At 45.6% G+C, this 13,773-nt stretch carries 11 protein-coding genes and 1 pseudogene; 10 read left to right on the top strand and 2 right to left on the bottom strand.

Annotation, left to right across the window (positions count from 1 at the left end; all coding sequences use genetic code 11):
* Window position 1 precedes the first annotated feature (1 nt).
* Both sdaAB and sdaAA read left to right on the top strand, forming a co-directional pair.
* Window positions 2–712, top strand: a complete 711-nt coding sequence (gene sdaAB / locus NST34_RS02255) for an L-serine ammonia-lyase, iron-sulfur-dependent subunit beta (protein ID WP_076285196.1) — start codon at window positions 2–4, stop codon at window positions 710–712.
* Window positions 709–1,587: an L-serine ammonia-lyase, iron-sulfur-dependent, subunit alpha gene (gene sdaAA, locus NST34_RS02260; protein WP_042184434.1), complete on the top strand. Its 879-nt coding sequence runs from the start codon at window positions 709–711 to the stop codon at window positions 1,585–1,587. The genes sdaAB and sdaAA overlap by 4 nt, the downstream gene beginning before the upstream one ends.
* Window positions 1,588–1,615: 28 nt before the next feature.
* On the opposite strand, the gene NST34_RS02265 is transcribed toward sdaAA, so the two are convergent.
* On the bottom strand, window positions 1,616–1,918 hold the full coding sequence (locus tag NST34_RS02265) for a hypothetical protein (RefSeq protein ID WP_042184436.1): 303 nt from the start codon (window positions 1,916–1,918) through the stop codon (window positions 1,616–1,618).
* Between the two features lie 61 nt (window positions 1,919–1,979).
* Here NST34_RS02265 and NST34_RS02270 point away from each other — a divergent pair, with 61 nt between their 5' ends.
* On the top strand, window positions 1,980–2,177 hold the full coding sequence (locus NST34_RS02270) for a YwbE family protein (protein WP_042184438.1): 198 nt from the start codon (window positions 1,980–1,982) through the stop codon (window positions 2,175–2,177).
* A gap of 103 nt (window positions 2,178–2,280) precedes the next feature.
* On the opposite strand, the gene NST34_RS02275 is transcribed toward NST34_RS02270, so the two are convergent.
* Window positions 2,281–3,006 carry an HNH endonuclease gene (locus tag NST34_RS02275; RefSeq protein WP_341127047.1) on the bottom strand — a complete coding sequence of 242 codons (726 nt, stop codon included), beginning with the start codon at window positions 3,004–3,006 and terminating at the stop codon, window positions 2,281–2,283.
* Window positions 3,007–3,387: 381 nt separating this feature from the next.
* Here NST34_RS02275 and NST34_RS02280 point away from each other — a divergent pair, with 381 nt between their 5' ends.
* The 7 genes and pseudogenes from NST34_RS02280 (at window position 3,388) to NST34_RS02310 (ending at window position 13,765) form a co-directional block, all read left to right on the top strand.
* Complete coding sequence (locus tag NST34_RS02280; RefSeq protein WP_341127048.1) at window positions 3,388–3,870, top strand: hypothetical protein; 483 nt, start codon at window positions 3,388–3,390, stop codon at window positions 3,868–3,870.
* A 52-nt stretch (window positions 3,871–3,922) separates the two neighbouring features.
* Complete coding sequence (locus NST34_RS02285) at window positions 3,923–4,942, top strand: LacI family DNA-binding transcriptional regulator (protein WP_076300118.1); 1,020 nt, start codon at window positions 3,923–3,925, stop codon at window positions 4,940–4,942.
* Between the two features lie 305 nt (window positions 4,943–5,247).
* The gene (locus NST34_RS02290; protein ID WP_339244500.1) at window positions 5,248–6,585 is read left to right on the top strand and encodes a glycoside hydrolase family 30 protein; all 1,338 of its coding nucleotides are present in this window, start codon (window positions 5,248–5,250) and stop codon (window positions 6,583–6,585) included.
* A gap of 28 nt (window positions 6,586–6,613) precedes the next feature.
* Window positions 6,614–9,841 (top strand): cellobiose phosphorylase, encoded by a 3,228-nt coding sequence (locus NST34_RS02295; RefSeq protein WP_341127049.1) that lies wholly within the window; start codon window positions 6,614–6,616, stop codon window positions 9,839–9,841.
* Between the two features lie 217 nt (window positions 9,842–10,058).
* Window positions 10,059–11,045, top strand: coding sequence for an ABC transporter permease (locus NST34_RS02300; RefSeq protein ID WP_081382970.1), 987 nt, complete (start codon window positions 10,059–10,061; stop codon window positions 11,043–11,045).
* Between the two features lie 18 nt (window positions 11,046–11,063).
* The gene (locus tag NST34_RS02305) at window positions 11,064–11,954 is read left to right on the top strand and encodes a carbohydrate ABC transporter permease (protein WP_076285202.1); all 891 of its coding nucleotides are present in this window, start codon (window positions 11,064–11,066) and stop codon (window positions 11,952–11,954) included.
* Between the two features lie 110 nt (window positions 11,955–12,064).
* Window positions 12,065–13,765: pseudogene (locus NST34_RS02310) on the top strand (extracellular solute-binding protein).
* Window positions 13,766–13,773: the final 8 nt, after the last annotated feature.

The following is a 13,773-nucleotide window of genomic DNA, read 5'->3' on the forward strand; positions in this document are numbered from 1 at the left end:
TATGCGTTTTAAGGATGTATTTTCAATTATTGGTCCGGCGATGGTCGGTCCTTCAAGCTCACATACCGCTGGGGCGGCACGGATCGGGAGGGCTGCAAGGCAGGTGTTGGGTGAAGTACCGCGTGTGGCTGAAGTAACGTTTTTTGGTTCTTTTGCAGCAACTTATCAGGGACATGGCACAGATCGAGCGATTGTTGGAGGGTTACTTGATTTCACTACCGACGATCATCGGCTTCCAGATTCCCTAGAACTGGCGGTCGAAGCCGGGATGGAAGTTTCTTTTAAGCAAGGAACAGGTCTGTTCCCACATCCGAACACCGTTAAGCTGCATCTCATCGGACAAGAAACAGGAAGCGAACTGACACTAACAGGGACATCTATTGGTGGCGGAAACATCGAGATTGTTGATATCGACGGTTTTGGAGTGAAGCTTACGGGGATCTATCCGACGGTTCTGATTAATCATATGGATTATTTAGGTGTTCTGGCGAGTGTTACGGAAGTGATGCGTAACGGACAGTTTAATATAGGGCATATGTCTCTGGATCGCAAGAATCGTAGTGGTGCAGCCTTAACGGTGCTGGAGCTGGATGAAGCGGCTACACCGGAGCTTATTGAAGCGCTTAAAGCGCTCACTGCTGTGAAATCCGTGAAGTTGGTTAATTTAAACGAAGGTAAGCAAGATGAGAAGGGGAAGGAAAGTTTAACATGAATTTTCAAACACTTAGCGAGCTGGCTGTATTGTGTGAGGAACGTGGTCTCACGATTGGAGCACTTATGCTCGAAGAGCAAAGCGCGGAATCTGGACGTTCCAGTGATCATGAATTTTCCACGATGCGTGAATATTATGGCGTGATGAAAGAGGCTGTTCATCGCGGGATGCATGAAGATACAACTTCGCGCAGCGGCCTTACAGGCATGGATGCCCAGCGGGTAGGAGCATACAACGCGGCTGATGAGCCATGCCTAGGTGGACCTGCAGGTCAAGCTATGGCTTACGCGCTGGCTGTATCCGAAGTGAATGCTTCTATGGGCCGGATCATTGCGACGCCTACTGCTGGTTCATGCGGGATTATTCCGGGTGTATTTCTCAGCTGTCAGGAACGGTTTGGCTGGGATGATGACTACATGGTATCCGGATTGTTCGCAGCCGGGGCCATCGGTTATGTCATCGCCAATAACTCCTTTGTATCGGGTGCGGAAGGTGGCTGTCAAGCTGAGGTAGGTTCTGCCATTGGGATGGCAGCAGGCGCGTTAACCGAGCTACGCGGCGGAACGCCTGCGCAAGCAGTGCATGCTGTCGGGTTAGCACTTAAGAACACTTTAGGCCTGATTTGTGATCCGGTTGGCGGACTTGTAGAGATTCCTTGTATTGTTAGAAACGGATTCGGTGCAGTTACCGCACTTGCCGCCGCAGATATGGCACTGGCTGGTGTTCGTAGTGTGATTCCTTCAGATGAAGTTATCAAGGTCATGCTCGAGGTAGGATCAGCTATGCCAGAGAAACACCGCGAGACTGCAGGGGGCGGTTTAGCACAGACACCTACCGGCCGTAAAATCATGCAGGATTTACGCAAAAAGAAGTAATTAATACGTCTCAAATCACAATTTGTATTTAGAGCAGTTTGAAACGTTCCAGTTGATCCCATTGACCTTCTTGTCGAAGGATTTCTGCCTGCCTAGGTCCAATGAGGTCAAAGTGGGGAAACGATGAACGATTATGAATATATTGGGCAGGCAATCCATTCTCCTCGCACCAGTGTTTCAGTGTGGTAAGATCACTACAGCCCACCTTGGTGACGGTAGTGATGCCGGGAAAGCGTGGATCCAGCCAATAATGAGTCAAGAAGGCGATCTCTCCTGCGGAGACCGCTTTTTTCCACCGGGATAATTCTTCTCTATTGATGCCGAAGGCCATAACGTCTCATCCTTATCTATTGTAGTTGACAACATTATAACCCATGAAAGGGGATTACATTATGAACGGACAAGTAAGAGCGGATATTCGTCCTGGGCTTGAAGTGGATATTGTACTTAAACAGGATCAGCCTACAGGCAAGCTAACACACGGTACGGTGAAAGATATTCTCACGAACTCGCCTCGGCATCCGCATGGCATTAAGGTCAGATTGACTAGCGGACAGGTAGGACGAGTTAAGAATATTACAGGCAACTAAATAAACTACACTTCTCCATATTAAAAAGCGACCCTAATCTCGGAGGCTGTTCTGTTCACGGAAACAGAACAACCTACGAATTAGGGCTTTTTGGTTTAAGTTGTTATATTCGGCCCATAAAATCCTCAACAGATTTATCAGCTTTAGTCTGATTACATAACGTGCAAGCGCAGACGCAATTATCTGGGGTTGTATGACCACCTTTAGCACGAGGTAGTAAATGATCAATGGTGTCCCCATAAGCGCCGCAGAAGTAGCAGGTGTAATTGTCTCTGGCTAGTATATAAGCGCGAAAATCCTTATTACTATACAATCGTCGAATCGTTCGACGGTTTACAACGATAGCGGCATGTTCCCTGACCAGGGTAATTGCAAGCTCTAGATCAATCTCCTGATGCCAGCGCCGTCCCTTGTCGCTATGACCGCGCATTAGAATCATCCCTTTGGTAGAAGGAATCAATTGGGTTGGATCTTCGGGATTTAGCTTTGTGCCTTGAGCATGCGGCCTTTTTCTTCGCTGTTCCAAACCTCGTACGCGTCGGTTCGGATTAGATTGTCCTGAAGAAGCAGCAGCGGAAGACGGCTTTCCCTCTTTGGGACGCTCCAATAGAGTGTGCTGATGGGTTTGGATCGTATCAAGCTTCACCAGTAAGGGGTTTGCTGTGAGTTTTATATTTAGTGTTTCCCGTTGTTTCCTACATTCACGGCAGGCACCACGGCGTGACTGCCCCTTGGAACGTTTGCCTGTACGTCTGCGAAACTCAGAGAGCGGCTTCTGTTTGTGGCAATAAGCACACTGTTTGGTAGATAGAAGGTCGGTATCATTCATAAGTATGTTAGGTGCAGCGCATGTGTACGCATGTCCTGTCTCCTTGTTTTTTTAAATATAAGAAACTATAGGTTTCACACCATACTTTATGTCTTAAATTTCTCGCTAAACGCTTACCGCCCTTATAGGGACGACGAAAGCGTTTGTACTTGTGATTCAATGGTTTCTATTTATGAGATCCGTCAGGTGAAAGGTTAGCTTCTAAACTTAGTATAACGTAAAGCGCTGCTGTTCACATCGTACGTAAAAAAAGCGAAATCACTGCTAAGTTTGTGATATGCATCTCGGCGGTAAACAGGGAAAACTTGTAAAATAGAAGGAGAGTAAAATCGTTATCAAAATAAGGTTGCTCTAATTCTTATATTGAAATGGGGTAGTGAAATGGAATTAACGAAGGGAAGGCCGGGTACAGTAACATGGCTTTATATTCTTCTTATTTTTTTGGGGGTTGGAGCGTTAGGAGGGGGCGGTGCTCTTGTAATAGATCCTAGCGGCGATCTAATGAAAATGCCGACTTCTATGCTGGAAAGATCGCCATTCTCAGATTTTTTATTCCCGGGTATTCTGTTATTTATCGTATTTGGTTTACTGCCTCTGCTCATTGTTTATGGTCTGATTAAGAGACCTCAATGGCACTTGGTGGAACGATTAAATCCGTTCAAGAAATTATATAGCTTCTGGGCTTTGTCTCTGTATATCGGGTTTGGGCAAATCATTTGGATAACGGTGCAGACGTACATGCTGAATAGTGTTGCAATGATACATCTGATCTATATGAGTCTAGGGCTGTTGATTCAGACCGTTACACTACTCCCCTCTGTACAAAGTTACTTTTCGCTGGACGGCGGTACGGAAAGACGTTAAAATTGCAGTGAACAAAAGGCATTTCATTTGTCAGGGCAAGGAGCGAGCCGATTTGACAACGATATACGATATTGCCAAAAGAACCGGTTACTCTCCAACAACGGTTTCTAAGGCGTTTAATAATTATTCCGATGTACGTGAGAAAACTCGTCAGGAAATATTCCGGGTTGCCCAAGAAATGGGGTATTTGCCAAATTCACATGCCCGTACATTGACCACTAAGAAATCGTGGACCATCGGCGTGCTGTTCGTAGAGAATACGGGATTTGGTATTCGCCATCCTTTTTTCAGCGCTGTGATCGAAAGCTTTAAGAAGGTTGCTGTTGAAAAGGGTTATGCCCTCATGTTTATCTCCAAAGATGTCGGTGGTAAGCAAAGCGGTTATTTAGAGAATTGCAGGATTCGTGGCGTAGACGGCGTTGTTGTCTTCTTGTCCGATTATGAGGATCCGTATTTCCGTGAACTGCTTGAGAGTGATATTCCTACCGTTATTATGGATTTTGAGACTTCTGAGACGCATACGGTATGCTCAGATAATACTTCTGGAGCCCAGCTGGCAGTGGAGTATCTAGCCTCTTTGGGGCATCGCAAGATTGCCCATATTTCCGGAGGCATGAATACATTTCCAGGTAAAATGCGGGAGTTGGGTTACAAGACCGCTATGATGCAGCGAGGGTTTAAAGTACCTAAGTCCTATGTTGTAAACGGAGCCTTTTATTCTCGAGAAAGCGGCTATAACGCGATGCTGGAGCTTCTTAAGCTCCCTGAACGTCCAACCGCCGTCTTTGCTTCCGGTGACTTACTAGCCTTAGGGGCTATTATGGCCGCTAAAGATAGTGGACTTTCCGTACCGATGGATATTTCAGTTATGGGTTACGATGACATTGATCTTGCCGAGTACGTTACACCTGCATTGACAACGGTGCGTCAGGATACGGAGCTTCTTGGAAGCCAAGCGGCGGACATTCTTTTAACCTCAATTGAAGGTAAAGTATTAGATAAGGAAGCGATTTTAGTTCCGGTGGAAGTGGTTGAACGGGAATCCTGTGCACCTCCGATTAGCGGAAAGTAGTCTGATAAATCTTGACGAACTGAAAAGAGTCCTGCTAAAGTAAAAGACAGTATAGCTTTCAATTGTTCTTATGAGATGAGATAGTGGTATTTGGCACATCTTATTTAGTGAGATGGAGCTATAATAGACCCATTGTTATAAATGCTCTTTCAATTGATTTGGAAGATCATTTTTTTTCGAAACAATCGAAACCGGTTTCGATTGTTTCGATTTGATGGCTCATTGTTCCGAATCTATAACATCGGAAGATGATCCAGTAAAGACTAGTGCTTTGGTAAGAAAACAATTCAGAGGAGATGGATGAAATGGCAAAAGTTCAAACTGTGGTAACTGCAAAAGATACAGGGGAACGCTTAACTCCAAAAGATGCAATTGTTTTTAGCGCAAGAGTAGGATCTGGGTCTGCCGATGTGGAGATTAAGCCAGAGCAGGAGTTTCAAAAGATGATTGGATTTGGCGGCGCTTTCACTGAAGCTGCTGCTTATACGTTGTCACGTCTGAGCTCCGAGAAACGAGCAGAGGTTATTCATCGGTACTTCCATCCAGTAGAGGGATTAGGTTATAGCATGGGGCGTGTTCATATTCACAGCTGTGATTTTGCCCTCGGCAATTATACTTATGTTGCTGATCATGACACAGAGCTAGCTACTTTTGATATCTCACATGACCATAAGTGGGTACTTCCGCTGATAAAAGACGCCATGGAAGTAAGAGGCGGTGCATTCACGATGCTAGCTTCTCCTTGGAGCCCTCCGGCATGGATGAAAACAAATGGGGAAATGAATAACGGTGGATCACTGAAGCCGGAATACGCAGAAGTTTGGGCACGCTACTATACGAAATTCATTGAAGCTTATGGAAAAGAGGGAGTACCGATTTGGGCAGTTTCCGTGCAAAATGAGCCGGCTGCCGTTCAGATCTGGGATTCATGTATTTATAGTGCGGAAGAGGAACGGGATTTTGTTAAAAATTATCTTGGACCGGTGATGCATCAGACCGGCCATTCAGATGTGAACATTGTAATCTGGGATCATAACCGCGATATTATGGTCGAGCGTGCTTCGGCAGTATTATCTGATCCTGAAGCTGCAAAGTATGTGTGGGGTACAGGTATTCACTGGTACGGAGGCGAGGAGTTCGACAAAGTAGAAAAGGTACATGATTTATTTCCTGACAAGCATTTGTTGTTCACAGAGGGCTGCCAAGAGGGCGGCGTTAAGCTGGGAGAATGGTTTACAGGCGAACGTTACGGCAGAAACATGATTGGAGATCTCAATGCGTGGACAGAAGGATACCTGGATTGGAACCTGGTACTGGATGAGACTGGAGGTCCTAACCATGTAGGCAATCTCTGCGATGCGCCGATTATTGCAGATACTACAACGGATGAAGTGCACTATAACAGCTCCTATTATTACATTGGGCATTTCAGTAAATTCATTGTGCCAGGTGCGGTACGGATCGGATTTACCTCTGAAGCGGAAGGTATCTTAACCACAGCATTCCGCAATCCCGACGGTAGTATTGCTGTCGTACTGATGAATGAAAGTGAAGAAGTGCACAGTGTAACGCTAGGTCTAGGCGAAGAGATTGCAAGCTGCGAGCTATCGCCTCATTCCATCGTAACGCATTTGATTTCATAAATAATCTACAACCTAGGAGGACATAAGTATGAGCAACTATTATTTCGAATCAGGTACATTTGTAATGGAGCAATTTGATGAAGGAAAGCCTTTTTCCAGTTTCTTACCGGGTCTTGCCGGACTGAAGGGAATTCCGATGTGGACTTTTTATGTGAATCGGGGGCAGGCCATTTGCAGCTTCGGGGTACGCGATAAGAATTCGCCAATCATGGAATTCTCTCCTGCAAATATCTCTTATAAGAACGTAGGGACGACCGGTTTCAGAACCTTTATCAAAATTAAAGGCGAGCAAGAGATTTATGAACCGTTTCAATCTGCGCGTCCAGATCCTGCTGCAAAGCGCCTCATGACCATTTTGCCTAATGGGCTTACCATTGAAGAAAGCCATGCCGCACATGGTCTGAAGACGACCGTACACTATTTTAATTTGCCTAATGACGATTATGCAGCATTGGTACGTCGGGTAGAGATTGAGAACATCGGCGGTAAAGAGATCGAGCTAGAGCTGATGGACGGTTTGCCTGAAATATTGCCTTACGGCGTAGAAAACAGTGGATACAAGGAAATAGGGAATCTGCTGCGCAGCTGGATGGACGTATACAACTTAGAGAATGGTATTCCTTTCTACAAGCTGCGTTCCAGCACCAATGATGATGCACAGGTTAGCGAAATTACCAATGGCCATTTCTACCTGTCGTTCACTGGAGAAGGAGAAAAAGTCTCGCCAATCGTCGATTTCGAGCTAGTCTTTGGTGGCAATACCTCGCTTACGTATCCAGACCGCTTTGCGGGATTAACCCTTGCCGAACTGGGCGAGCTTCCGCAATACCCGGTCAACAAGGTTCCGTGCGGTTTTAGCGGAGTGGCAAGACGTTTAGCGCCAGGTAGCAATCTGATCCTGAATACACTGGTTGGACATGTAAATGACATCGACAAAATCAATAAGAAGGCGGAGCAGTTATGCCGCGATGAATATATCCTGTCTAAATCTCAAGAGGCCGCAGGTCTGACGGAGGAATTAACGGAAGACATTGCTACTCACACTTCATCGGCTGTGTTTGATGCGTATTGCCGTCAATCCTATCTCGATAACTTCCTGCGTGGAGGCTATCCTTTTGTCTTTGACAATGGTGGTGATGGCTTTGTAGTTCACTTATACTCGCGTAAGCACGGTGACTTGGAGCGTGACTACAATTTCTTCTCACTCGCCCCAGAATATTATTCACAGGGGAACGGAAACTTCCGTGATATGAATCAGAATCGTCGGAATGATGTGTTTTTTAATCCGAAGGTGGGTAGCTTTAACATCAAAATGTTCTATAGCTTGATTCAGGCGGATGGTTACAATCCACTGAGCGTGCAAGGAACAACCTTTGAAGTGAAACCGGATAGTAAGGCACAAGCTGCGGAGTGGATTGGAGAAGCTGCGGCAGATCATCAAGCTGAGCTTGTAAAGCTGTGTAGCACTCGGTTCACACCAGGTAGCTTAGTAAACTATATTGCGGATCATAATGTTACCTTAAAGGTAAGCGAGCAACAATTTTTGTCGGGATTACTTGCCCTGTCACAACAAAACATTGAGGCAGCTTTTGGCGAAGGCTTCTGGTCGGATCACTGGACATATAATATGGATCTGGTAGTAGGTTACTTGGATATCTTCCCTGACAAAAAGCAGGAGCTTCTATTTGGGGATAACACCTATGCGTTCTATGACAGCCCAGCGTATGTGCTGCCACGCAGTGAGAAATATGTAATCAGTGACGGAAAGGCCCGGCAATATGGTGCACTCCTTGAGGATGAGGAGAAGCTGCACAAGCTGAAATGGAAAGCTGGAGATACCCATTGGCTGCGTACTGAAGGCGGTCACGGCGCCATTTACCACACCAATCTGTTCGTGAAGATGTTGTCTCTTGCCTTGAATAAATTTGCTACGCTTGATCCTTATGGTATGGGTGTAGAAATGGAAGGCAATAAGCCGGGCTGGAACGATGCTATGAATGGACTGCCTGGATTGTTCGGCTCCGGAATGAGTGAGACTTTTGAGCTGAAACGTACCGTAGTCTTTTTGTTAGATGCTCTGAACAGCAAAGAAAGCGTCCAAGGAGCTGTAGACCTGCCAGAAGAAATTGCACAGTTGCTTGAAGAGGTATATCATGCGGTCACGGCGGTTCTGTCGGGAGATTTGGAACAATTTAATTATTGGGATACTGTAGCTTCGGCGCGTGAGGCTTATAGAGCACGTATCCGTTTCGGTATTACTGGAACTGAGTCTGAAGTAACCTTAGAATACATTCGTGAGGCCCTCTCCAAGTTCTTGGTCAAAATCGACGAGGGAATTAACAAGGCAGTAGAACTTGGTAACGGACTTACCCCAACCTATTTCCGCTTTGAGGCGAAGAAATTCCAGCAGGTAACAGATGCTGAAGGTCAACCAGTACTTAGCGGATACGGCCTGCCAAAAGCTGTGGTAGAGGAGTTTGAGGTCTATGCATTGCCATACTTCCTTGAGGGGCCTACTCGCCTGTTGAAGACGCTGAAAGATCCGGTGCAAGCCAAAGAAATCTATAATTTGATTAAGCAAACAGAGCTATATGATCCGACTACGTCGATGTATCAAACTTCGGTTAGTCTAGAGGGTGAGTCTCATGAGATCGGACGAATGAGAGCCTTTACGCCAGGCTGGCTAGAGCGGGAGTCCAACTTCCTGCATATGTCCTACAAATATTTGCTTGAGCTGTTGAAGGGCGGGCTTTATGAGGAGTTCTACGGAGAACTGAAGACCTCGCTAGTTCCGTTCCTAGATCCGGCTGTCTATGGACGCAGCACGCTTGAAAATTCATCCTTTATCGCTACCGGAGGTAATCCTGATCCGAACAATCATGGTAGAGGGTTCGTTGCAAGATTAAGTGGGTCGACTGCTGAGTTCTTGAGTATGTGGAGAACGATGATGGCCGGAAGCCATGTTTTCAGAGTAGAAGATGGACAGCTTACATTATCTTTGGATCCGGTTCTACCAGGCTGGCTATTTGATGAACAAGGCAATCTCTCTTTCACATTTCTAGGTGGCACGGAAGTAACTTATTCGAACCCACAATGTGAGAATACATTTGGTGAGAAGAAGGTTGTTATTCAGAGCATGACGCTAGTCTACCAGAATGGAACGGTGACGGAAATTTCCGGAGCGCTCGTTCGTGGGGAAGAGGCAGAGGCTCTGCGGCGTGGAGAGATCAAGCAAATCCAAGCAATAATGGCATAGAAAATAAGGGAGGGCCTAGGCCCTCCCTTATTTTTTCTCCAAATATAAGAAAGTCCTTACAGGATACCGAAGGCGTTTTAGCTTGAACCCGAAAAATGGAACCTATAATCCGAAATTCAATACCTTACGGAGACAGGCAAAAGCAAATACAATGAATATATAATATTTGTAAGCGCTTTATACAAGAGCGGATATAGAGATTCTGGAGGTCCATATGATGGAGAAAAAAACAAATGGGGAATTAAGCCCAGCGATGAAGCCTCAATTTTCGGGCAATTTCGAAACCGGTAAAGTAAATCGTACCCCGCTTTGGAAGAAGTTCATTACCCAACGTCATTTGCAGACAATGGCACTGCTCGGTGTAGTATGGATGATTATTTTTAACTACATTCCGATGTATGGCATTATTATCGCCTTCAAGGAGTACAACATCGTCAAGCCAATCTCAGAAGCTCCTTGGGTCGGTCTCGCGAATTTCAAAGAGTTCCTGGCGGACGATAATTTTGTGTATGTAATGAAGAATACGCTGGGCATCAGCTTAATCAAACTATTGATCTTTCCGCTGCCAATCATATTCGCTCTCTTTCTGAATGAAATCCGATCCGTTCGCTTTAAGAAGAGTATTCAGACGATATCGTATCTGCCCCACTTTTTGTCCTGGGTCGTCCTTGGCGGGATTCTTGCCACTTGGCTGGCAGATATAGGCATCATCAACAATATTCTGATGGCGCTGCATGTGATCGACCAGCCAATTTCGTTCCTGGCTGAACCAAAATATTTTTGGACTATTATTATTACCTCGGATTTATGGAAGGAGCTGGGCTGGTCAGCGATCATCTATCTGGCTGCCATTACCAGCATATCTCCCGAAATGTATGAAGCGGCCACCATCGATGGTGCCGGAAGATTCCAGAAAATGTGGTATGTTACCGTACCGACCATTAAAGGAACGATCAGCATCTTGTTTATTCTGGCAGTCAGCGGTGTACTGAACTCCAATTTTGACCAGATTCTGGTACTGCGCAATTCGCTGAATGACAGCGCGAGCAATGTGATTGACTATTATGTTTACTATACCGGTCTGCTTTCAGCCCGCTTCTCGTATTCAACAGCAATTGGGATGTTCAAATCGGTTATCTCGCTCATTCTGTTGCTGATTGCCAACCAAGTATCCAAAAAACTCAACGATACCTCGTTGTTTTAGGCCAAGGAGGACCTGTATATGATTACACTGAATCGCAGAACCAAGGGCGAAGTCGTCTTTGATATAGTCAACAATATTGGAATGCTTTGTATTTGCTTCGTTACGCTGTATCCGATCTGGTACGTGCTGATTAATGCTTTTAATGACGGAAAAGATGCTATGCTGGGTGGGATTTACTGGTTTCCGCGCAAGTTTTCATTGGAGAACTTTAGTGCTGTATTCAATAGCCCGGGTATTATGAGGGCGATGTGGCTTACCGTAGCCAAAACACTTCTCGGCGTAGGTCTGCATGTGTTCTTTACAGCGATGGTTGCTTATGCGTTTTCCCGCAGGGAACTGATTGGGGGCAAATTCTACATCCTGTTAGGCACGATAACCATGATCTTCGCAGGAGGACTTATTCCGACGTACCTACTCATCAGAGATCTTCATCTGCTAGAAAATTTCCTGGTCTATATTATTCCGGTCATGTTCAGCTTCTTCGATCTAATCATCTTCATGACCTTCTTCCGGGATATTCCTGATGGTCTCGAGGAAGCGGCGCGTATTGACGGAGCTAATGACTGGTCCATCTTCCTGCGGGTTGTCCTACCGGTATCCTTGCCCGTACTGGCTACCATTGCGCTATTCCATGGCGTTTACCAATGGAATGATTATTTTACCGGAATGATTTATATGAACAATGAAAGCATGCAACCGATTCAAACATTCCTGTACCGGGTTGTTGCTCAGTCTAGTTCCAATTTGATGATGACTGCCGTACAGGGAAGCGCCGTGACTAGGACGGTGACCTCGCAGTCCATCAAGCTGGCTACCATGGTGGTTACAACACTTCCGATTGTCTTTGCTTACCCGTTCCTGCAACGTTATTTCGTCAAAGGGATGATGATTGGCTCCATCAAGGGCTAAGTGCCGGTCGCAGTTCATCCGAACTAGTGGTATCTCCTCCAGACTGCTCCCGCAGTCTTGGAGTTGCAAATTATAATTATTAATCAATCTCAGAAAAGGGGTAAACAAGCATGGACATGAAAAGAAAGCCAAAGAAAATAATGCTGCTGCTTATGGCAACAATCATGGTTCTGTCCGTAGCGGGCTGTTCCGGCAATAATGGGAACGCCGCAAACAAAGGTAATACCGCAACGAAGACTGAAGGTAACACAGCAGAGGCAACAGCTACAACAGCGCCAGAAGCTACAGCACTGTCCGCTGATGAGCCGGGTTGGAAATCCGACACATCACCAATTACGTTTGACTGGTACCTGAACTTTGCCTGGTTCCCTAATAAATGGGGTGTGGATCCAACTTCCCAATATATCACTAAGAAAACCGGTGTTGACATTAACTTTATCGTTCCAGCCGGTAATGAAAATGAAAAGCTGAACACACTGATTGCTTCCGGTAAACTGCCGGACTTCATTACACTGGGATGGTATGAAGATGCCGTTAAGAAAATGATTGAAGGCAATCTCGTGCTTCCTCTTAACAAACTGGCCGAAGAATATGATCCTTACTTCTTCAAAGTATCCGACCCTGACAAACTGGGCTGGTACACACAAGCTGACGGCAATGTATACGGTTATCCGAATGCTTCTTCCTCTCCTAAAGATTACGAGAAATATGGCGACACTTATGTATCCAACCAAACCTTCGTAGTCCGCAAAGATATTTATGAAGCGATTGGCAGTCCTGATATGCGCACACCGGAAGGATTCGTGGCAGCGCTGAAGGCCGCTAAAGAGAAATTCCCTGCAATCGATGGTCAACCGATAATTCCGCTCGGTCTGCACGAATTTACCGCAACCGGTAACGATTCTCTGGAACAATACATTCAGAACTTCTTAGCTATTCCAAGAGAAAAAGACGGCAAGTTATATAATCGTGAGACTGACCCTGAATATATCCGCTGGATGAAAACTTTGCGTCAAGCGAACCAAGACGGCTTGCTTTCTAAAGATATCTTTATTGACAAACGTCCTCAAATGGAAGAAAAAATCGCTCAAGGCCGTTACTTCGCGATGCTGTACCAACGTACTGACTTTGGAACCCAACTGGGAACTCTGTACCAGCAAGAACCGAACTAAATTTATATCGCAGTTGATGGTCCGGCTAATACCAACCTGGATACGCCTACTCTGAACGGCCCTGCTATTTCTGGCTGGACAGTAACGCTGATCTCCAAAGATGTTAAAGATAAAGCACGCGCCATTAAATTCCTCAGTTACCTGAACAGTGAAGAAGGTAATAAAGACCTCTATCTTGGCGAAAAAGGCGTCAGCTATGATACCATTGACGGCAAAGACCAATTTAAACCAGAAGTCTTTGATCTGATGAATAAAGACCGTGCGGCATTCGACAAGCAATATGGTTCTTCCTTTACGTTCTGGATGCTGATGAATACCAATATTACAGCTCAATGGACACCAAAAGCTGTAGAGCCTTTCAAACAGCTTGAAGACTGGACTCGCGGAAAAACAAAGAGTATTTCCGAGTTTGATCAAATCGATCCGTTGGCAAGCTCCCCTGAGGGCGTCATCTTATCTAAAATCAAAGATTTGCGCAGCAAAACGCTACCGAAGCTTTTGATGGCTCCATCCGATGCTGAATTTGATTCCATCTGGACAGATTACATCAAGAAGCAAGAGGATCTGGGGCTGGCTAAAGTGCAAGCCTTCCAACAAACAAAATATGAAGAGAATAAGCAAAAACTCGCAAAAAAATAAAATAAACA

Source organism: Paenibacillus sp. FSL H7-0714, from assembly GCF_038003765.1.
Taxonomy (GTDB): Bacteria; Bacillota; Bacilli; order Paenibacillales; family Paenibacillaceae; genus Paenibacillus_AQ.